13 protein-coding genes are annotated in these 23,367 nt (G+C 33.4%); 7 read left to right on the top strand and 6 right to left on the bottom strand.

Annotated elements, in window-relative coordinates:
- The first annotated feature begins 142 nt into the window (after window positions 1–142).
- Complete coding sequence (locus NMK29_RS04755) at window positions 143–3,319, top strand: Ig-like domain-containing protein (RefSeq protein ID WP_254097168.1); 3,177 nt, start codon at window positions 143–145, stop codon at window positions 3,317–3,319.
- A gap of 78 nt (window positions 3,320–3,397) precedes the next feature.
- On the opposite strand, the gene NMK29_RS04750 is transcribed toward NMK29_RS04755, so the two are convergent.
- The 6 genes from NMK29_RS04750 to NMK29_RS04725 form a co-directional block, all read right to left on the bottom strand.
- Window positions 3,398–4,786, bottom strand: coding sequence for an alpha-amylase family glycosyl hydrolase (locus NMK29_RS04750; RefSeq protein WP_108801801.1), 1,389 nt, complete (start codon window positions 4,784–4,786; stop codon window positions 3,398–3,400).
- 24 nt (window positions 4,787–4,810) lie between these two features.
- Window positions 4,811–6,673, bottom strand: coding sequence for a glycoside hydrolase family 13 protein (locus tag NMK29_RS04745; RefSeq protein ID WP_108801800.1), 1,863 nt, complete (start codon window positions 6,671–6,673; stop codon window positions 4,811–4,813).
- A 108-nt stretch (window positions 6,674–6,781) separates the two neighbouring features.
- Window positions 6,782–9,088: a glycoside hydrolase family 65 protein gene (locus NMK29_RS04740; protein ID WP_108801799.1), complete on the bottom strand. Its 2,307-nt coding sequence runs from the start codon at window positions 9,086–9,088 to the stop codon at window positions 6,782–6,784.
- Window positions 9,089–9,172: 84 nt separating this feature from the next.
- The gene (gene pgmB, locus NMK29_RS04735) at window positions 9,173–9,838 is read right to left on the bottom strand and encodes a beta-phosphoglucomutase (protein ID WP_108801813.1); all 666 of its coding nucleotides are present in this window, start codon (window positions 9,836–9,838) and stop codon (window positions 9,173–9,175) included.
- A gap of 7 nt (window positions 9,839–9,845) precedes the next feature.
- The gene (locus NMK29_RS04730) at window positions 9,846–11,216 is read right to left on the bottom strand and encodes an MFS transporter (RefSeq protein ID WP_091410938.1); all 1,371 of its coding nucleotides are present in this window, start codon (window positions 11,214–11,216) and stop codon (window positions 9,846–9,848) included.
- A 132-nt stretch (window positions 11,217–11,348) separates the two neighbouring features.
- Window positions 11,349–12,371, bottom strand: coding sequence for a LacI family DNA-binding transcriptional regulator (locus NMK29_RS04725; protein WP_091410937.1), 1,023 nt, complete (start codon window positions 12,369–12,371; stop codon window positions 11,349–11,351).
- Window positions 12,372–12,597: 226 nt separating this feature from the next.
- Here NMK29_RS04725 and NMK29_RS04720 point away from each other — a divergent pair, with 226 nt between their 5' ends.
- From NMK29_RS04720 to NMK29_RS04695, 6 genes are all read left to right on the top strand, one after another.
- On the top strand, window positions 12,598–15,549 hold the full coding sequence (locus NMK29_RS04720; RefSeq protein WP_108801798.1) for a SusC/RagA family TonB-linked outer membrane protein: 2,952 nt from the start codon (window positions 12,598–12,600) through the stop codon (window positions 15,547–15,549).
- An 11-nt stretch (window positions 15,550–15,560) separates the two neighbouring features.
- Entirely contained in the window at window positions 15,561–17,408 is a 1,848-nt protein-coding gene (locus tag NMK29_RS04715) for a RagB/SusD family nutrient uptake outer membrane protein (protein ID WP_108801797.1), read from the top strand.
- A gap of 13 nt (window positions 17,409–17,421) precedes the next feature.
- Window positions 17,422–18,513 (top strand): SusE domain-containing protein, encoded by a 1,092-nt coding sequence (locus tag NMK29_RS04710; RefSeq protein WP_108801796.1) that lies wholly within the window; start codon window positions 17,422–17,424, stop codon window positions 18,511–18,513.
- Between the two features lie 66 nt (window positions 18,514–18,579).
- Window positions 18,580–21,363, top strand: a complete 2,784-nt coding sequence (locus tag NMK29_RS04705; RefSeq protein ID WP_234424200.1) for an alpha-amylase family glycosyl hydrolase — start codon at window positions 18,580–18,582, stop codon at window positions 21,361–21,363.
- A 353-nt stretch (window positions 21,364–21,716) separates the two neighbouring features.
- Complete coding sequence (locus NMK29_RS04700; RefSeq protein WP_027394054.1) at window positions 21,717–21,920, top strand: hypothetical protein; 204 nt, start codon at window positions 21,717–21,719, stop codon at window positions 21,918–21,920.
- Window positions 21,921–21,984: 64 nt separating this feature from the next.
- Window positions 21,985–23,283 carry a DUF6734 family protein gene (locus NMK29_RS04695; protein ID WP_108801795.1) on the top strand — a complete coding sequence of 433 codons (1,299 nt, stop codon included), beginning with the start codon at window positions 21,985–21,987 and terminating at the stop codon, window positions 23,281–23,283.
- Window positions 23,284–23,367 lie beyond the last annotated feature (84 nt).

The following is a 23,367-nucleotide window of genomic DNA, read 5'->3' as shown; positions in this document are numbered from 1 at the left end:
TCCCTGATTTTGGTATTCATAAAACTTATATACACTATCTTCTAACTACACAATGGTACAATAAACATACTCGCCTCATTCATATTTAGTATCTTTACAGGCACAAAAAGTCATAATTCACCCAAATTAATTTCATTTTGACATGGAAAAAAAGCCACTTATACTAGCTTTGTCAATAGTAATACTTATTTCATTCAAAGCTTTCTCTCAAAACCAAAACAATTTAATAGACGCTCCAGGTGATATTGCTTTCGTAGCTTTTCATACAGATAATGGAGGTGCAGATCAAGAAGATGGATTTTCTTTTATTTTATTAGATGATGCTATCGACGGAACTACTATAACATTTATAGATGAAGAATGGGATGGAACTCAATTTTCGACTCCCACAAATGAAGGAGATTTAATCTGGACTAATAATACCGGTAGCACTATTGATGCTGGAACAGTTATCAATATTACAGATGCGGATGGAAATACCGAAATGGCTTCTATAGGTATTGTTGATGAAATTAATGCCGGATTTGATTTGGCAGCAGCAGAAGATATTGTAGCCGTAACAGGAACAAGAACAACTCCGGGTGTTTTTCTATCCGCTATAGATGGTGATAATGGTTTCCCTTTTGTTACAACGAACACAGGCTTATCTAGCGCTCAAATTTTATTAATTTCTGATCAAGGTATTTACACTGGCCCCACTACTTGTAACAGCACAATAGGCGATTGCTTAATTCAAATATATGATTCTGTAAATAATTGGAGTTTTGGAAACTATACACATCCAGATGATGTGATTGGTAATTTTACAGGAAGTGCTTTTTTAGGAGATTTAACACCTCCAACTGTTAGTATTTCCCTTTCAGACGTTGCTCTCACAATGGGAGAAACTTCTACTATTACCTTTACCTTTAGTGAAGTTCCAATTGGATTTACATCAGCTGATGTTACAGTTCAAAATGGTGCTTTATCAGGATTTATGGTAACAGCAAACTCAGCTATATATACTGGATTATTTACCCCTACACCAAACATACAAGATGCCACAAATATTATTAGTGTAGGAACGGGATACACAGATGCGGCGGGAAATACAGGAGTTGCTGCAAACTCAGACAACTATACTATAAACACTATTCCTTCTAATTCGGCTCCAAGTTTTTCACTCCCTACTAGTCCAGATCAAACAGTTCTAGAGGATTCTGGTGTGCAAACGGTAAATGGATTTGCTTCTGCTATTGACGATGGAGATGGAAATACACAAACACTTACTTTTAATGTAACTAATGATAACAATGTATTGTTCAGTAGTCAACCAGTAATAGATGTAACTGGAAATCTAACTTATACTCCAGCTGCAAATGTTTCTGGAAGTACAACGGTTACCGTAAACCTATCTGATGATGGGGGAACTGCAAACGGAGGAATCGATACTTCTGCGGATCAAACATTTATGATTACTATTAATCCGGTAAATGATGCTCCTAGCTTTTCTTTACTTGCTAGCCCTGATCAAACAGTTCTAGAGGATTCTGGTGCGCAAACTGTAAATGGATTTGCTTCTGCTATTGATGATGGTGACGGAAATACACAAACACTTACTTTTAATGTAACTAATGATAACAATGTATTGTTCAGTAGTCAACCAGTAATAGATGTAACTGGAAATCTAACTTATACTCCAGCTGCAAATGTTTCTGGAAGTACAACGGTTACCGTAAACCTATCTGATGATGGGGGAACTGCAAACGGAGGAATCGATACTTCTGCGGATCAAACATTTATGATTACTATTAATCCGGTAAATGATGCTCCTAGCTTTTCTTTACTTGCTAGCCCTGATCAAACAGTTCTAGAGGATTCTGGTGCGCAAACTGTAAATGGATTTGCTTCTGCTATTGATGATGGTGACGGAAATACACAAACACTTACTTTTAATGTAACTAATGATAACAATGCATTGTTCAGTAGTCAACCAGTAATAGATGTAACTGGAAATCTAACTTATACTCCAGCTGCAAATGTTTCTGGAAGTACAACGGTTACCGTAAACCTATCTGATGATGGGGGAACTGCAAATGGTGGAATTGATACTTCTGCGGATCAAACATTTATGATTACTATTAATCCGGTAAATGATGCTCCTAGCTTTTCTTTACTTGCTAGCCCTGATCAAACAGTTCTAGAGGATTCTGGTGTGCAAACTGTAAATGGATTTGCTTCTGCTATTGATGATGGTGACGGAAATACACAAACACTTACTTTTAATGTAACTAATGATAACAATGCATTGTTCAGTAGTCAACCAGTAATAGATGTAACTGGAAATCTAACTTATACTCCAGCTGCAAATGTTTCTGGAAGTACAACGGTTACCGTAAACCTATCTGATGATGGGGGAACTGCAAATGGTGGAATTGATACTTCTGCGGATCAAACATTTATGATTACTATTAATCTGGTAAATGATGCTCCTAGTTTTTCTTTACTTGCTAGCCCTGATCAAACAGTTCTAGAGGATTCTGGTACGCAAACTGTAAATGGATTTGCTTCTGCTATTGATGATGGTGACGGAAATACACAAACACTTACTTTTAATGTAACTAATGATAATAATGCCTTATTTAGCAGTCAACCAGCAATAGATGTAACTGGAAATCTAACTTATACTCCAGCTGCAAATGCAATTGGAACAGCATTGGTTAATATAAATCTTTCAGATGATGGAGGAACTGCAAACGGAGGAATTGATACTTCTTCAGATCAAACATTTATGATTACGGTTACTACTGCCAATGATGAACCAACAGTAATCATTACATCTACCGAAAATTCTCCAACGGCAACTAATCCTATTCCTATTAGCATCACATTTTCTGAGAGTGTATTAAATTTTGACATCAACGACATCACTGTTACTAATGGATCGCTTACCAATTTTTCTGGTACTGACGCAACATATAATGTTCAGGTTATCCCTACTACAACCGGAATTATCACATTAAATATTGATGCAAATATAGCCAATAGTGTTTCTGGCGATGGAAATCTACCAGCTTTAGAATTTAGTATTACCTATGATGCATTACTTAATACAGACGAATTTGACCAAGATGAATTTAGTATATATCCAAACCCAACTAAAGGTAATATATATATAAGTATTCCTATAGATCGGGTAACAGTTTTCGATTATAGTGGTAAAAAGGTATTAGAAACAACGAAAAACACAATTGATATGTCAGGTTTAGAATCTGGTATTTATATATTTAATATAGAAACCAAAGAACAACAAACCACAAAGCGAGTTATTAAGTTTTAGCCTTACATTCATTATAGAAACAAAAATAAAGAAGCCACTTTGATAAGTGGCTTCTTTATTTTTGTTTCTATACTTTGATTATTCTTGTTTAATCAGAATCAAATACTGCCAAGGACTTAACTCATACTCTTTTCCCTTAACACTATCTACATATTCTCCAGAAAGATAATCTTTAAATTTACCCTCATATTCTGCTGTAAACTTTACCGGTTCTTTTGTCATGTTTGCAACAAAAACAACTTTATTTCCATTTTTTTCCCTTTTAAAAGCCAGTACTTTAGTATCTGCTGAAGTTTTAATTCTATTATATGAAGCTGCATTTTTACCTCCATGTAATGCCGAATTTTCATTCTTAAGTTTTCCTAATTTTTCATATAATGGATAGAATACACCTTTCTTTTTGATTATAGTATCTTTTTCAAAAAATAATAAACGTTTATCCATATCATATTCTTGTCCAGAATAAATTAACGGCATTCCAGGAGCTATATATGATAATGCAGCGAATAATTCTTTAGAATCTCCCATTCTTTCTTGTACAGTTCCATTCCAAGAATTCTCATCATGATTGGAAGTAAAGTTCATTAAGATATCCTCTTTAGCATACATAGAATCTACTTGTATCATTCTTTTATCCCAAGCTTCAACAGTATTTTCTCCTTTAGCGATATGATTCATTACGTGATGAGTATACCATCCATACCCCATATCGAATGCTTTTTCCATTAATTCTGGTTCCCAGCCTTCTGCTAACATAAATACTGGTTTAATTTTCTTAAGTTCTGCAACTGTGTTATTCCAAAAATCAACTGGTACCATCCCAGCTACGTCACAACGGAAACCATCAACTCCTTCTTGCGCTACCCAATACTTCATTGCATCTAGCATTCCTTTTCTCATCTCTTTATTATCATAGTCAAGATCTGCAACATCGGTCCAATCCGTACCTACGGTATGCGTTATTTCTCCTTTATCGTTTTTAGTATAGAACTCAGGGTGTTCTTTTAACCAAACGTGATTCCAACCGGTATGATTAGCTACCCAATCTAACACAACATAAATCCCATTATCATGTGCTGTTTTTACCAGTTCTCTAAAATCTTCTAAGGTTCCAAATTCTGGATTTACTTTAGTATAATCAGAAATCGCATAATAACTACCTAGTGACCCCTTACTTTTGGTAGTAGATATAGGATAAATAGGCATAACCCAAAGTATTTTTACACCAAGGTTTTTTAAAGTTGGAATATCCTTTGTAAACGCTTTAAAAGATCCTTCTTCAGAATATTGACGAATATTTGCCTCATATATCACCGCATTTTCCATCATTGCTCCGCTAACAGGAGCTAATCCTTTACTTACTTCTTCTACAACAGTTTCTGCTTTTGCAACTGTTTCTTCTTTTTTTTGCTTTCCACAGGAAATTATCATACCCGCTAAGACAAGACAGAAAGTTACTTTTTTCATTATTTTATAATTTATTTTTTAAGTTTATTTTAATGTTATGATCATTGATATTTTGGCAGGGATCACTATGTTTTCGCTAACATCTATTGTATTATCGGTAATGATATCTTTCCCAGTTTTAAAGCTTTTCAATCCATCTTTAAAGCGATTCATATCAAGCTCTTGATTCTCAGAATTATTATTAATAATTACCATTACCCTTTCTTTTTCGGTATACCTGAAATAGACATATACATTATTAAAGGGTATGTATTGTAATAATTTTCCATTGTGAATAGCATTGTTTGTTTTTCTCCAGTTTAATACTTTTTTTGTGAATGAATGAAATGCTTCTTCATCTTGCGTTCTTCCTTTTATTTTACTATTAGTATTTTCTGAAACAAATGCGCTTCTTTTATCATCAGGCCATCCACCAGGAAAATCTCTTCGAATATCTCCATCACCTTTTTTATCTCTATTACCCAACATCCCAATCTCATCTCCATAATAAATCTGGGGAATACCTCTTGTTGTAAAAATTAGTGTCATAGCCATCTTATACTTATTAATATCACTTTGGTATATCTCATTGATTCTATTAGTATCGTGGTTACCGACAAACAATAAAATATTATCAATATCAGGGTATAAAAAATCATTAGTGAAATTTTCATAAGCTCTAATCATTCCTTTATCCCAAGAGTTACCATCTTCATCAAACATAACCGTAACTGCATCGTGAAGCGTAAAATCCATAACCGAAGGTAAATATGAATTGTAGTTATCAATTGCTCCAATTTTACTGTCTTTTTGCCAATACGCCATCTGTGCTTGATCATGCATCCAAACCTCTCCTACAATATTAAATTTAGGATACTCATCCATGATTGCTTTGGTCCATTTTGCAATTCCTTCTTTATCATTATAAGAATATGTATCCACTCTAAAACCATCCAAATCGGCATATTCTATCCACCAAATTGCATTTTGAGTTATATAATTAAGAAGTAATGGATTGCTTTGATTCATATCAGGCATTGTGGTATCAAACCATCCATCCATACATCCTTTTGCATCAACTGTAGAAGCATTGGTATCAAACTGAGTTGTCATTCTGTAATTACTTCTTCTGAAACCCTCAGGCCACTGATGAATCCAATCTTTCGTTGGCAAATCTTGAATCATCCAATGTTTAGATCCCCAATGATTTGTTACATAATCCATAATTAACTTCATGTCCAACTTATGCATCTCATGAGCTAATCTTTTATAATCATCGTTAGAACCATATCTTGGATCTATTTTATAAAGATCACTCTGGGCATACGTATGGTAAGAATAAACAGGTTCATTATCTTCTAATAAAGGAGTGCTCCAAAGTGCAGTTGCTCCTAAATCATTTAAATAATCTAAATGATCTATCACTCCTTGTATATCTCCACCATGACGTCCTCCAGGATTCGAACGATCTGCTTTTTCTACAGTATCTGTATGAGAATCATTATCCGGATTACCATTAGCAAAACGATCGGGCATAATTAAATACATTACATCGCTGCTATCAAATCCTTTTCGCTCTGCAGAACCTTTTCTTCGAGTCTTAAATTCATAAGATTCTGAAAATGCAATTTTATTGTTCTCTTTAAAATTAATGATTATCTCACCAACTGGAACATCCTTAGTATCTATAGTCACAAAGACATAGTTGGAGTTTTCTGTTTTAGTGATATCGTTAATTGTTATGCCTTCTATTTCTATATCATATTTAGATATTTCCTTACCATAACACATTAGTTGTAATTGGTTAGAATGCATACCACTCCACCAAAACGGAGGTTCTATTTTTTCTATCTGCCCAAAGGTTAATGAAACGATTAACCCAAAAAGCACGGTTAATATATTCTTCATTGATTTAATTTTGATTTGTATATTTTGTTTAGCTCTAAACTAGAATTGAATTAAATACCCCAAAAACTTTGGTTTTTGGGGTATTTACATTTTACTTATAAAAATAATTTAAACGCTCATCAAACTATTTGGAGATATTGTAAATTCTTTTCCATCTACATATATCAATAATTCATGTTCTCCTTCTAAATTAAAAGTAGTTCCTTCTTGAGAAACATTTACCTTTAATATACTGTTTCTAAAGTTTACATTGAATGCATAACCTTTCCATTCTTTAGGTATTTTAGGTGTAAATGACAATCTATCATTCTTTACTCTTAACCCTCCAAAACCTTCTACAATACTCATCCAAGTTCCTGCCATACTTGTAATATGCAATCCTTCTTCAACTTCTTTATTATAGTCATCTAAATCTAATCTAGAAGTTCTTAAATAAAACGTATACGCCTGATCCATTCTATCCAGAGTTGCGGCTTGTATACTATGTACACAGGGTGAAAGTGAAGATTCATGTACTGTAAATGGCTCATAAAAATCAAAATGGCGTTTCAATTCTTCTTTTGTGAATTGATCTTCGAACATATAGAAACCTTGCAAGGTATCTGCTTGCTTTATGTAAGGAGATCTTAGAATTCTATCCCAACTCCACTTTTGATTGATAGGTCTTTGCGATTTGTCCAGATTGTCAACAGTAATAAGTTCCTTATCTAAGAAGCCATCTTGTTGCAAGTATACTTGGTGTTTTTCAGAATACGGAAAATACATTTTTTCAGCTACCTCTAGCATTGCATTTATTTCTTCTTGACCAAGTTTGGTCTTTTCTATGATTCTATCGTGATCAATTTTATATTCTGATTTAACTTTTTCAATATTTTCTATACAATATTCAATACACCATTTCGCCAAATAATTAGTATACCAGTTATTGTTGATATTATTCTCATACTCATTAGGTCCAGTAACGCCTAGAATCACATATTTTTCTTTATCCGTAGAAAAAGTAGCTCTCTGATGCCAAAAACGAGCAATTGCTATCATTACCTCTAATCCCATTTCTGGAATGTAACTATAATCTCCAGTATATCGTAGATAGTTATAAATAGCAAATGTCATAGCGCCGTTTCGATGAATCTCTTCGAATGTAATCTCCCATTCATTATGACATTCTTCTCCGTTCATGGTCACCATTGGGTATAATGCTGCTCCATTCGTAAATCCAAGTTTTTCAGCATTTTCAATCGCCTTATCTAAATGATTATAACGATACTGTAATAAACTCCTAGCTACATTCTGATTTTTAGTAGCCATATAAAAAGGTATGCAGTATGCTTCAGTATCCCAATAGGTACTTCCTCCATATTTTTCTCCAGTAAAACCCTTAGGTCCAATATTTAATCGTGCATCTTTACCTAAATAGGTTTGATTCAATTGAAAAATATTAAAACGAATTCCTTGCTGTGCTTTTACATCTCCGTCAATAACAATATCTGCCATTTCCCAAATCTTGGACCAGGCTTTCTTTTGTAAATCTAACAAAGCTTCGAATCCAGATTCAGAAGCTTGTTTTAAAACCGCTGCACTAGCGGATGCTATATCGTCTTGCTTATGATTTAGTGAAACCGTGTAACCCCCAAATTTATGTAATTCAGTAGTTTGACCTTTTTCTACTTTCACCTCATACTTAAGACTTGCATAGGTTTTGTTAGTTTCAACAGTAGGATAAACATCTTGTTTTTTACCATCTAAAAACAATTGATTAAGCATTCCTGTACATACATGGAACTCTGTTTTCATTGTTTTTGAAGATATGTAAGCCGCGTTCCCTTTATGTGATACTTCATATGTATCCCAAAATTTGTCATCCCAGTTTGTATCCTCATTAGTAATTCCAGCATCCAAATAAGGTGTAAAATGGACTATAGCTTCTTTATTTAGAGAAGTAACTTCATATTTAATAGCTCCAACTTCGTCTAAATCTAAACTTAAGAACCTTGTAGATCTTACTAATATCTCCGTGTTGTTTCTTAAAACTGCTTTAAAAGAACGTTGGTACCAACCTTCTTTCATATTAAGTTCTCTACGAAAATCTGATACTGTCTTACATTTATGAAGATTTAATTTTTCTCCATTAATTTCTACATCAATTCCAATCCAGTTTGGCGCATTCAATACCTTTGCAAAATATTCTGGATATCCATTCTTCCACCAACCTACTCTGGTTTTATCAGGATAATATACTCCTGCAATATAACTTCCCTGAAAAGTAGGTCCTGTATACGTCTCTTCAAAATTCGCACGTTGCCCCATGGCTCCGTTACCTATACTAAAAAGACTCTCTGAGGATTTAACTCGTTCTACATCAAATCCTTCTTCAATTATAGACCAGTTATCTGGTTTAATATAATCCTGATTCATCGGTTCTCTTTTTTTTATTTTTAGTTGATCGAAACACCTATTAAATATTCAATTGAATTCTTCGATAAGCATTTCAAATTATTCTTATTTTTTACTGGTTGTAACTAATTGGTTAATGAATTCTTCTTTTATTTCTGTAAAATCTTTAAATATATAATCTGCTTCATGCAGCACTTTTGGATCTCCAATACCAATACTGACCATATTTGCAGTATTAGCAGCTTGAATACCTGCAACAGAATCTTCAAAAACAACACAATTTTCAGGTTCTATTCCTAATTTTTGCGCTCCAATTAAAAACACTTCTGGATCTGGTTTTGCTTTAGAAACATTTGTCCCATCTACAATAGCCTGAAACTTTTCTTTAAGCAATACCTTATCTAGAATAATTCTGGCATTTTTACTAGCGGATCCCAGAGCAACAGCTTGATCTTTGGTTAAAAGATAATCTAAAACTCTTGGCACATCTGGAAGAACTTCTGAAGTATCCATAGTTTCGATATAATTCAGATACTCTTCATTCTTTTTAGCCATCAAGGCAGTAAATTCTTGTTCTGAAATGGTTTTATTTCCCCATTCTAAAATTTTTTCTAAAGATCGCACTCGGCTAACTCCTTTTAGTTGTTCATTTTGTTCTTCAGAAAAAGAAATATCAAGACTATTGGCTAAATTCTGCCATGCTAAAAAATGATATTTTGCAGTGTCTACTATGACACCATCAAGATCAAATATGAATGCTTTTTTTGTCATTCTAAATTTATTTTGGGTTATATGTGATAGCATCTTTATTAGTAATCAACAAGTTACAAAAACCAGCTATAATTAGACTAATTCCTGCTACTATCATTGCGTTAATTGTTTCTTCTCCTATAAGTTTATACGTATAATTTATTCCTCCCAAAGCGGCTATCACCTGTGGTATAACAATAAACATATTAAAAATTCCCATAATGACTCCCATCTTTTTAGGATCAACAGAACTGGATAACATTGCATATGGCATAGACAAAATACTACCCCAAGAAAAACCTATTAATGTAAAAGAAAGTATTAACCAAGAAGGAGATGGTATAAAATACATAGATATAAAACCTACTCCTCCCAATATTAATGAAAAAAGGTGTACTAGTTTTCTGTTAATTCTTCTTTTAGAAGTATAAAAAGCTAATATTAAAGCAAAAGCCATAGATGATAATCCATAAACACCCATGTATTTACCTACCTCATTTGATGATTTTTGGAATGCTGTATTAGCTATTTGAAACTCATTTACAGATTCTTCAGAATCCATATTGTAATTTGCTTCTACTGGTGCAGGAGTTTCAAAAATATGCTCAGTTAAAGCAGGGTTCGTAAGACTCCACATAGTAAAAAAAGCAAACCAACTAAAAAACTGCACTACACCTAACTTTTTCATTGTCAACGGCATACTCCCGATGTTATTCAAAATATCCGGAATAAACTGATTTTTCTTTTCTTTTTCTCTTTTAAACTCTTCCATATCCTCTGGAGGATACTCTGTCGTTGTAAAAACTGTATATAAAATACTTATAAGAAAGACAAAAGCTCCAATCGCAAAAGCAACCTTAACTGACATGGGAACCACTCCATTAGCAGCAGAATCACTAACACCTAATTGAGAAACCATCCAAGGAAGATTACTCGCTATCCAAGTTCCTATACCAATAATTAATGTTTGAATTACAAATCCGTACGATCTTTGTGACTCAGGTAACTTATCCGCTACTAAAGCTCTAAAAGGTTCCATAGAAATATTAATGGAAGCATCTAAAATCCATAAAAAACCGGCAGCCACCCATAAAGCTGGAGAATGTGGTACAAAAAATAATGCTATAGAACTAAAAATAGCTCCAATTAAAAAATAAGGTCTTCTTCTTCCCCATCTAGGATTCCAAGTTCTATCACTTAAATATCCAATAATAGGTTGTACCAATAGACCTGTTAATGGTGCTGCAATCCACATGATAGGAATATCATGGATTTCTGCTCCTAACGTCTGAAAAATTCTAGACATAAATCCGCCTTGCAATGCAAAACCGAATTGTATTCCTAGAAAACCGAAACTCATGTTCCAAATTTCCCAGAAACTTAGCTTACGCTTGTTCATTAAGTAAATCTTTAATAATTACTATGATAAGCGCGTACACTTATCAAAACTTATGTTAGTAGAAAGTGAAAATATAAGTTCTGATAGGCTTCAAATATATTATAATATTTTAAATAAAATAATTTTAGTATGTTATTTTTTTGTAGACTGTCGTTGGATCAAGCTCGTGTCTATAATTACTGTTTTATATTCTTCAGGAACATCTTCTTCTCCCTCAAGCTTATCTATAAGTAGCTTGGCAGCCCTTATCCCCATCTCTTCTCCGTGTTGACTTATTGTTGTTAAACTAGGGATAAAATGTTTGGATAATATACCATCTGTAAAACCAACAATTGAGACATCGTCTGGTACTTTTTTCCCTTGATCATTTAAAACTCTAGCAGCAGTAACTGCAAAAAGTTCATTTACGGCAAATATTGCATCCACGTCTTTATTTTGAAGAAATTCTGATATTTCTACTTCGCAATTATCAATATCTTCAATCTTTAAAATATAATCTTCTCTAGCTGTAATATCATAAGCTCTTAATGCTCTAAGATAGCCATTGGTTCTCAACTTCCCTACACTTATATAATCAACCGTAGTAAGAATTGCAATCTTTTTACATCCTAACGATAATAGATGATTCGTAGCAGTCTGTGCTCCTTTCCCATCATCAATAATAACTTTATCACATACTAATTCATCAATAATTCTATCAAAAAGAACCACCGGCATTCCCTGACTCATCGTTTCTTCTATATGATGATAATCTTTTTTTTGCTGTGTTTCTTTCGCTACTGATAAGATAAAACCATCTGCACTACCACTAGCCAACATTTCTAGATTTATTACTTCTTTATCAAAAGAATTGTTAGAAGAACATATAATTACGTTGTATCCTTTTTCATTGGCTACCTTTTCTACACCACCAATTACAGTGGTAAAAAAGTGATGAACTATCTCCGGAATAATAACACCAATTGTTTTTGTTTTCCTGTTTTTTAGGCTAAGTGCAATGTTGTTAGGTTTATAGTTATACAACTTAGCGAAAGCTTTTACCTTTTGTCGAGTATCTAAACTAATCTCTACACTATCTTTTAAAGCTTTTGACACTGTTGAAATAGATACATCTAGTTCTTTAGCTATTTGTTTTAACGTAACTTTTTGCTTCATTTCCCTTGAATTTTTTATTAAAAGTTAAATTTTAATGCGAAAATATGCGATATGATCACAATTACCCTTAAAATTTTAACAGAATTTTAAAAGTTATCCACACGCAAACGTTTGAGTAAGGTTACGGCTACACCGTAGCTCAAATTTAACATAGATTTTACATACTTTGGACTCCAGAAAGTGAAAATATAAGGCTAAAAACAATTAAAAACTAATTTAAATTTTTATGAAAACATTTACTAAAAGCGCATTGTTTTTATTGTGGTTGATACCAATGAGCTTTTTTGCACAGTCGTCGGTCAGTGGTACTGTTACCGATGCTGGAAATGGTCAACCGATCCCCGGTGTGAACATCATCATAAAGGGAACAACAAATGGAACTTCATCAGATTTTGATGGGAATTATGTATTAAATGGGGTTAACAATGGGGATATAATTGAGTTCTCTTATGTTGGCTTTATTGCACAAGAATTTCCATACTCTGGAACAAGTAGAATTGATGTTGCATTACAAGAAGATGCTGCGGAACTAGAACAAGTAGTGGTTATTGGATATGGATCAGTTAGAAAGAAAGACTTAACTGGTTCTGTAACTACCGTTACTGCAGATGACTTTAATCAAGGTGTAAATGCTTCTCCTGATCAATTGATCAAAGGACGTACAGCCGGTGTTACAGTAATTGATAATGGAGGTGCTCCTGGTGAGGGGTCAACGATAAGAATTAGGGGAGGATCTTCTCTTAATGCTTCTAACAATCCATTAATAATTGTAGATGGTGTTCCATTAGATCCAGGACCTGGAGGAACAAGAAATAATCTAAATTCAATTAATCCAAACGATATTGAATCCTTTACCGTACTTAAAGATGCATCTGCAACGGCAATCTATGGTTTTAGAGCTTCTAATGGAGTAATTATTATAACAACAAAAAAAGGATTAAATACTGATGGTAAGTTAAAATTTAATTATAACGGAAATGTTACATTTTCCGAAATAGTTGACAAAATTGAAGCTCTTGATGGGAATCAGTTTAGAGAATATGTTACTGCTAATGGATCTCAAGCACAAATTGATTTATTAGGAACAGAAAATACAGATTGGCAAGACGAGATTCTTCAAAATGCTGTATCTACAAATCATAACATTAGCCTTTCCAGTGGTTGGGATTGGATTAATTATAGAGTATCACTTGGTTTACTAAGTGAAGAAGGACTTATAAAGACTGATCAGCTAGACAGAACCTCTTTATCCGCTAATATAAGAACAAAATTTTTTGATAATCACTTGAGAATTAATACTAATATCAAAACTGCTATTGAAGATTACACCTACGCAACTACAAATATTGGTGCTGCTCTTGGTTTTGACCCCACACAACCAGTATTTCAAGATAATAATTTTGGAAATTACTTTCAATGGTTAGATGGTAGTGGTAATGCCATTGCTCTTGCAGGACAAAACCCTGTAGCTGCTTTAGAACAGAATGATAGTCGTGGTCTAATCTTTAGAAGTCTAGGTAATTTAGAAGTAGATTATAAATTTCATTTCCTACCAGAGTTAAGAGCGAACTTAAATATAGGGTATGAAATAGCAAGTGCAAAAACTGAAAATGTTACGTCTGCAAATTCGGTAGCCAACGCTGCTCGAACTGGAAATGACAGTTTTAGCAGATCTCAACAAAAAAGAGAAAATTTACTTTTTGATTTCTATCTAAATTACAGAAAAGATGTTGAAGATCTAAATACCACTTTTGATGTTACAGCGGGATATTCTTATCAGAAATTTCTGGATAGTGGTAGTAATTTTAGTAGAGGATTCGATCTTGTAGAAATAGATAACCCATTTAATAATCCAAGAGAAGTCTTATTAGGATTTTTTGGAAGGGCTACTATCTCTATTGCTGATAAATACATTTTTACAGGAAGTTTTAGAAGAGATGCGACTTCAAGATTTTCTGGTCTCGAAAATCAATGGACAAATAGTCCATCTGGAGCATTTTCTTGGAATGCACACAACGAGAATTTCTTAAAAGATTCTAATTTAATTTCTCAATTAAAGTTTAGAGTAAGTTATGGTGTTACACCACAACAAAGTATCGGTGATGCTACGCCATCTCTTGCTAGAATATTGACTAGTGATCCACAATCTCAATATCAGATTGGTCAGGAACCAGATGGAACTCCAATCTTTATCTCTACAGGTCTAGCACTTCCTTATAATCCAGATTTAACTTGGGAAACTACAACTCAGTATAACGTAGGTTTAGATTATGGGCTTTTTGATGGTAGAGTATCCGGTTCCATAGATGTATATAGAAAAGAAACCGAAGATCTTCTCTTTTTAGCTGCTCTTCCTAGTGGTAGTTTATCAAACGAAGATGATGTGAATTTAGGGAACTTAACTAATGAAGGGCTTGAACTTTCTTTAAATGTTACTCCCATCCAAACAGAAAACTTAAGATGGCAAATTGGAGGTAATATAACTTTTCAAAAAGGAGAAGTTACAGAATTATTTGCAGTAGATAATCCAAATTTCGAAGGGTTCTTTAATACCGGTTTTGTTGGTAGTAATATTAATATTCAAACGGTAGGTTTCGCTCCTAATTCTTATTGGGTATTTGAACAAATATATGATGCTAACGGAACACCTGTAGAAGGAGCCTATGTTGATAGAAATAACGATAACATCATAAATGAGAAAGATAAATATATTTATAGAAAACCCGCAGCAGATTTCTTTTACGGTTTTAATACCATCTTAGATTATAAGAATTGGAACTTTAGTATGTTCTGGAGAGGTAGTGTAGGGAATTATAACTATAATTTTGTAGATGCGGGAAGTAATGGAAGAAGAATTTTGAATTTCCAGAATACACTTTCTAACACTACTACAGACTTATTACAGTCTAACTTTTTTGATGGTGGAGTTGATAGGTTTTCTTCAGATTATTATATCCAAGATGCTTCATTCCTAAAATTAGATAACATCTCTTTAGGATACACTTTTAAGAATTTCTTGAACTATAAGAATATTGATATGAAATTGTACGGAACGGTGAATAATGTTTTAATTATTACTGATTATACTGGTATAGATCCTGAAATCAGTAGTGGTTTTGATAGTACGATTTATCCAAGACCAAGAACGTACCAATTTGGAGTTAATTTAGACTTTTAAAAATTAATGCAATGAAGATAAAATTTAAAAACTTAATAAACATTGGTATATGCACGTTCCTATTATCTGTAGGGTCTTGTACTGATGATTTAGATGTAGAAGTTAATGATGATCAGAATCAAACTACGGATGAATTCTTTAGTTCTGATCAAGCATATTTGCAAGCACTTGGTAAGCTATACTCTGGACTAGCGGTAAGTGGTCAGTTAGGTCCGGGTGATAGTGACATTTCAGGTATTGACGCAGGTTTCGGCCAATACTTAAGAGGATTTTGGCAACTACAAGAATTACCAACAGATGAAGCTGTAATTGCTTGGGGAGATCCTGATCTACCTGTATTAAATTTTGGACAATGGACTTCTAGTAATGCTTTTGTAAGAGCGTTCTATGATAGAGCTAATTTTCAGGTTTCATCGGTAAACGAATATTTGAGACAAACGACGGATGGCAAATTAGATTCGAGAGGAGTATCTGCAGCTTTAAGAACAGAAATTCAAGGATTTAGAGCTGAGGCTCGTTTCTTAAGAGCATTAAGTCATTTTCATTTGATCGATATGTTTGGGAATATTGCTTTCTTCACAGAAAATGATCCAGTAGTTGGATTTATTCCTCCACAAGTTTCTAGAAAAGAAGCATTTGATTTTGTGGTATCTGAGTTATTAGCTATCGAAGATGAAATGCCAGCACCACGAACAAATTCATATCCAAGAGCTGACCAAGCTGCGGTATGGATGCTATTATCAAAACTTTACTTAAATGCAGAAGTATATACTGGTGTAGAAATGTATACAGAAAGTTTAGAATACACTAATAAAATATTGAACGTAGGTTTTGATTTAGTAGATGATTATCAAAAACTTTTCTTAGCAGACAATAATTTTAATGGTTCTCAAAGCGAGAGTATCTTCAGCGTTGCTTTTGATGGAATTAACACACAATCTTTTGGAGGAACGACTTTCTTAACACATGCTCCAATTGGTGGAAATATTCGACCTAGAGCCTTTGGTATAGATGGTGGATGGTTTGGAGTACGAACTACAGAATCTTTTGTTGAGTTATTTGGAAATAGTAGTGGATCCTTTGAAATCTATGAATATGATAATGATTTAAGATTATTAGCTGAAGACGCAGGTACATTAAAAGCATTTGATGCGGATGGTGATTTTGAATATCTAGGGACTGATGAAAATAACATTAATCCTGCTTTTGACTCAAACGAAGTTTATAACTATAACTTTTTAACCGGTGTTATCACAAACAACGGTGCTGAAGTACCAGCACCAACTATGGCAGTTTCGATTGCTTCTCAACCACTTTGGAATGACTCAAGAGGAAAATTCTATTCAAACGGTCAAACTCTTGAGATTGCAACACTTTCAAATTATTCTGATGGATATGCAATACAAAAATGGAGAAACGTTGGAGTAGATTTAGCACCAGGATCAGATGGAACAGGGACACATGTAGATGCTGATTTTCACATGTTTAGACTTGGAGAAGTTTTCTTAAACTATGCCGAAGCTGTAGTAAGAGGTGGTACAGGAGGTACTCCTAATGATGCTGTAGGATATGTTAATCAACTAAGAGAACGTGCTTATGGTGACTCTAGCGGAAATATAAATGCTGGAGATCTTACATTAGACTTCTTACTTGATGAAAGAGGAAGAGAATTATACTGGGAAGGCCAGCGAAGAACGGATCTAATAAGATTCGAACAATTTACTGGAGGAACCTATTTATGGCCATTTAAAAATGGAGCAACCAATGGTTCTCCACTACCTCCTCACATAAGCCTTTTCCCAATCCCGTCTACTGAATTAGTAGCAAATCCAAACATTAATCAAAACTCAGGTTATTAAAAAATTATATAAAATGAAAAAAATATTTTTAACATTAGCTATACTAAGTACATTATTTATTGGATGTACAAGTGATGACAACATAGAAGATAGACCAATTTTTGAATTAGCCGAAGCTCCTGTATTAACTGCTCCAGAAGCTGGAACTTCTTATGTATTTACTTTTGAAACTAAAGATCTACTTGCAGAGAGGTTTACATTTACAGATGCAGATTTCAATTTTGATTCTGCTACAAACTATATTATTCAAGTTGACACTGAAGGAAATGAATTCGCTTCTGCTCAAGAACTAGGAAGTGGTAGTTCATTACAAATTCCTGTATCTGTAGATTCTTTTAATAATGCAGCTTTGGCATTAGGTTTAGCTCCAGGAGAGCCTTCTAACGTAGAAGTTAGAATTGCTGCAAATGTTGGAGCTGGAGAACCTCAATATTCTGAATCAAGAATTGTTGTTATAACTCCATTTACTACGGAAGCACCTAAGTTTTTTATTATTGGAAACTTCTTAAGCGCTGGTGGATATGGTGACGATTGGACACCTGCAGATACTTTACCAACTATTGAAGCTGCTGAGTTCGGAGCAACTGCTTTTCAAGGATATATTTTCTTAAACAATGCTAGTCCAGAGTTTAAAGTATTACCTACCAATACTAGTTTTGAAGGAGATTATGGAGATGCTGACGGAAGTGGATCTTCAGGGGTTTTAGTGCAAGAAGGAGAATCTAACATGAGAGTTTCTGAAGCAGGGTACTATAAAATAGATGCCGATTTTACTGATCCAGAAAACATCACTTGGACATCAAGAAAGCAAGTATGGGGTATTATTGGAGCTGCTACACCAACAGGTTGGGATAGTGATACAGATTTAACGTATGATGCCGCTGCTCAAACTTGGAGTATCGTAGTTGACTTAACTGTTGATGAGTTTAAATTTAGAGCTAATGACAACTGGGATGATCCACAGGATAATTTAGGTACTGGAGCAGAAGATGGTCAATTAGGATTTAATGGTGGAAACCTTAGTGTTGATACTGCTGGAACATACTTAGTTACTTTAGACCTAAGTAACCCTAATAATTACACATATACTTTAACACCTCAATAGTTAAATATAAACATAGAAAAGGCTGTTATTAAATTAACAGCCTTTTTGCTTTAAACATATAGCGTCATGAAAAAGTTTACTTTATTATTTATGTTCTTTCTAGGACTCATTATGTCTAATGCCCAACAACAAAATGCAACTTTTACAATTACTCCTTCAGCTTTTAACGAAGATGATGAAATCACAATTACTGTATCTGGAGTAGATCTTAGTGCATGGGGGACAACAGACTTATACTTATGGGCATGGTATTTTGATAGCCCAACTGCAACAGCTGCCATCAACTCTCCAAATAATGGTGATTGGACAGATTCATCAAATAGTGCTCAACCTCAAGTTTTTACTGATAATGGAAATGGAACATATTCTATTACATTAACGCCAACTACTTTTTATGGTACTACTGGGATTGATCGTATAGGTATGTTAGCGAAAGCTCAGGATGGTACTGGTGATAATAAAACTCAAGACAATGTGGTCAACGTAGGTATCTTTCAACTTACTTTGGATGCTCCTACCGAATCCGTAAGTATCATTGATAATGGAAATGATCTTACTATTACTGCTACTTCTACCGTAAATGCAGATTTTGAACTTTTTGCTAACGGTGCATCCGTTGATACGCAAGCAAATATTACAAATTACACTACTAATTATACTATTACAGAAGGAGTTGACTTTGAGCTAGTGGCCACAGAAACTGGAACAACAAACTCTTTATCAGAAACTTTTTCAGCCATTACTACTCCTGTAGTTACTGAAGTTCCTGTGCCTGCTGGCATGAAGGATGGATTGAATCTAGATGGAACGTCTGCGACATTCGTATTATACGCTCCCGGAAAAAACTATGTGCATTTAAAAGGGAATTTCAATAACAATGACTGGACTCTTGACAACACATATCTATTAAATAAAGATAGTGCACAAGACAGGTTTTGGATTACTTTAGATAACCTAACTAATAATGCAAATATTCTATATCAATATGTAGTGGATGCTTCTATATCAGTTGCTGACCCCTACTCTACCCTAATATTATCTGAATTTAATGATTCATTTATAGACAATGTAACTTTTCCTGATTTACCAAGTTATCCAACTGGAAAAACTAATGATGCTGTATCCTGGTTTAAAACTGGAGAAGCGCCATACATTTGGCAAACTACCGGTTTTCAAAGACCGGAGGTTACCGATTTAGTTATTTATGAGTTGCTGATTCGTGATTTTGATAATTTACATTCTTTTGATGCCGTTAAAGCAAGACTAGATTATTTAGAAGATTTAGGTGTAAATGCAATCGAATTAATGCCTGTATCAGAATTTGATGGAAACATTAGTTGGGGATACAACCCTTCATTTCACATGGCATTGGATAAGTATTATGGAACTCCTACTGCATTTAAACAATTTATAGATGAATGTCATGCTAGAGGGATTGCGGTTATATTAGATGTTGTTTACAATCATGCTACTGGTCAAAACCCTTATTATAGAATGTGGAATGATTGTAATGGTTGCTATAATGGTCAGGCGACTGCAGAGAACCCAATATTTAGGGAAACTGATTCTAATCCGACTTTTTCATTCTTTAATGATATAGATCATGAATCACAAGCTACAGAAGATTATATTGATCGATTAAACGAATATTGGTTAACAGAATACAATATTGATGGTTTTAGATTTGACTTCACCAAGGGATTTACTAACACTATTGGCGATGGAGGATCATTTGATCAAAGCCGAATTGATATACTTACCAGAATGAATACAGCGATTCAAGCTGTTGATGCTGATGCATATGTTATTCTTGAACATTTCGCCCCAAATTCTGAAGAAACCATCTTAATTAATGAAGGTATGCTTGTTTGGGGGAATAGTAATTTCAACTATAATCAAGCTACAATGGGGTATGGAGATTCTAATTTTCAATCCGTTTCTTATTTATCTCGTGGTTGGACTACTCCATCAAATATTAGTTATATGGAGAGCCATGATGAAGAACGTTTGATGTATAAAAACATTCAATTCGGAAATGACACCAATTCTCCAACCTACGATATAACCGAACTATCTACTGCGTTGGATCGAGTAGAACTTGCCGGTGCATTTTACTTTACTATTCCAGGACCAAAAATGATTTGGCAATTTGGCGAATTAGGATATGGTTTTAGCATTAATCGTTGTGAAGATGGTAGTATAGATGATGGATGTAGAACAAATCCAAAACCTATCCGTTGGGATTATTTAAACGTTACTGATAGAACGGATGTATATGATGTATATACTAAGTTAATTGATCTGAAGTTAAATGAGAAGATATTTGCAACTAATGACTTCGCACTATCATTATCATCAACCACATCAAAGAAAATTCAACTTACGGATGCTTCTGCGACAGGAGATGAAATAGAATATGTAACCATTATTGGAAATTTTGGAGTTAGTACCATTTCTATCAATCCTACTTTTCAAGAAACTGGAACTTGGTATGATTTATTAGATGAAGCAGGATCTTCTATAGAAGTGACTGATGTAAACGCCGTTATTTCATTACAACCTGGTGAATTTAAAATATATGCGAATCAACAACGTAGTTTAAGTACTCAGGATTTTATTAAAGGGAATAGTTTTAACGCATACCCTAACCCTGCTAAAACTACATTTAGTATTGATGAATCTGTACAGAAAGTATTTGTTTATAATATCACTGGTTCATTAGCCAAGAAATTTGAAGGTAATTTTGAACCGGGAACTAATTTTGAAATAGGAGAATTAGCCCGCGGATTGTACTTAGTACAAATCCAAAATGAAAAAGGAATAGCCTCCACCAAGTTAAGTTTACGCTAAAAGCCAAGCTTGATTGTATCCTTAAAAAGGAGTGTTTTATATAAAAACACTCCTTTTTATTTTATATATCTCAAGAATGTTCGTCATTAATAATTATATCTCTTCTAAAATTTTCTTTCAAAAGGAAATTACCACTTCTCCACAGTTCACATTGCATAGGGCCACATTTTGATAAAAAAATAACATTTTAACCAATACTTATGTCAGGATTATGTTAAAAAACATACAATTCTAACAACTTATCAACACTACAACGTTTAAGTGAATTTCTCCCTAGTAACATTTCTCCTTTTCATCGTATTATATAGTAATAGTATACTATCAAATCATTATTAATTTAAAATCATGTAAAAATGAAAAAATCAGAAATTTTAAAGAAAATCAAAGGTGAAATCTTAGACAGAAAAGAAGCTAAGCAAATTACTGGTGGCTACGAATATGGGTCTTACCCTAATTGCCCATCTGGTAAAATGTATCCTCCTCATGGGTCTTGGATTAACGGTCAATATTTATATTATGACACTGAATTGCATACTTGGTGTAAGCCTAATTACTAAGATCTATTCATCTTAATTTATAGAGGGTGTTTTTTAAACATCCTCTTTTTAAACACACAGTATCATGAAAATAATTCAAAGTTTTTGGACTAAACCTACATATCACAACTCGGATGATGCAAATGCTAGGTTTAATGGTGGATGGCCAAATCAAAAATATGCATTTTATAGTTTTGCCTTAAGCGCTCTAACCATAAATAGGTTTTACAAATCAAATGAACTATTTACTGACAATAGAGGAAAAGAACTATTTGATGATTTACTAGAATTACCCTATTCTAACATTCATACTAATCTGGAGAAAATCAATAATTATCATCCCAAACTATGGGCTTTTGGGAAGCTCGTTACATGTGCTGAACAAAGTGAACCTTTTATTCACTTAGATAATGATATTTTTATTTGGGACAAAATCCCTTACGATATCGATCAGTATGACATCATTGCTCAAAACATTGAAACAAACTTTCCTGGGTATGCTAAAACATTTAAGTATATGCTCGCAAATTTTGATTCTATACCTAATGAACTCATAAATAACTATTACAAAAACGGTAAAATTCAAGCTCATAATGCCGGCTTTATTGGCGGGAAAAACAATAATTATTTTAAAGAATTGTATGCTACAGCTAAAAACTTAATAGAAAAAAACCAACGTCATTTCCCTTATATAGATATTGGAATATTCAATACTATTTTCGAACAACAACTGGGATTTGCTATTACGGATAAAAACGATTTAAAAGTTCAATATTTATTTGATAACGTACAACCAAATTTTGCAGAAATCATTGATTTAAGTACAGTACCCCTTATTTCTAAATTCATTCATTGTATTGGATTTGCTAAAAAATCAATTTTTGCTTGCGAACAAATTGAAGCCAGACTTCAATATCATTTCCCGGAATATTATAAGAATATAAAAACTAAACTCCATAAACTTTTTCCTTATCAAGGTTTTGATCAAGAAATTAAGCCTTCTAGATTACAGAATATATTTGATTTTTATGATTTTGTAGAAAACGTAACTATTGAAGAATTGCTAACAACCAAGTTTGTTTTAAAAAAAGAATGTATTATCGATTTTAATGCAGAGCCAATCACTATAGAATTTACAATTCCATATAATAGAAAAGTAGATAAAAAAGATCTTGTTGGTTGGCATAGTATTTTACTATATTTTATGGAACCTGTTTCCATAAAAGAACTATATGATGAATTATCAAAAGATGAAGATTTCTTAAAACAGTTTGGACAAGACATTACAAGTTTTAAAACTAGGATGATTTCTTTTGTACTAGAAAAAACGTTATTATTAGAAATCCTACAACCAGAACATGTTAGCGTTTCGCTATCAACTTAAAAAATAATATTTAAAAATAATTCATCTTTCTTGGGTAACAAATTGCTTATTAGTTAAACTAATTCATATAAACAATTTAGTATC

This window comes from Aquimarina sp. Aq107 (assembly GCF_943733665.1).
GTDB lineage: Bacteria > Bacteroidota > Bacteroidia > Flavobacteriales > Flavobacteriaceae > Aquimarina.
This window is presented reverse-complemented; position numbering and strand designations above follow the sequence as displayed.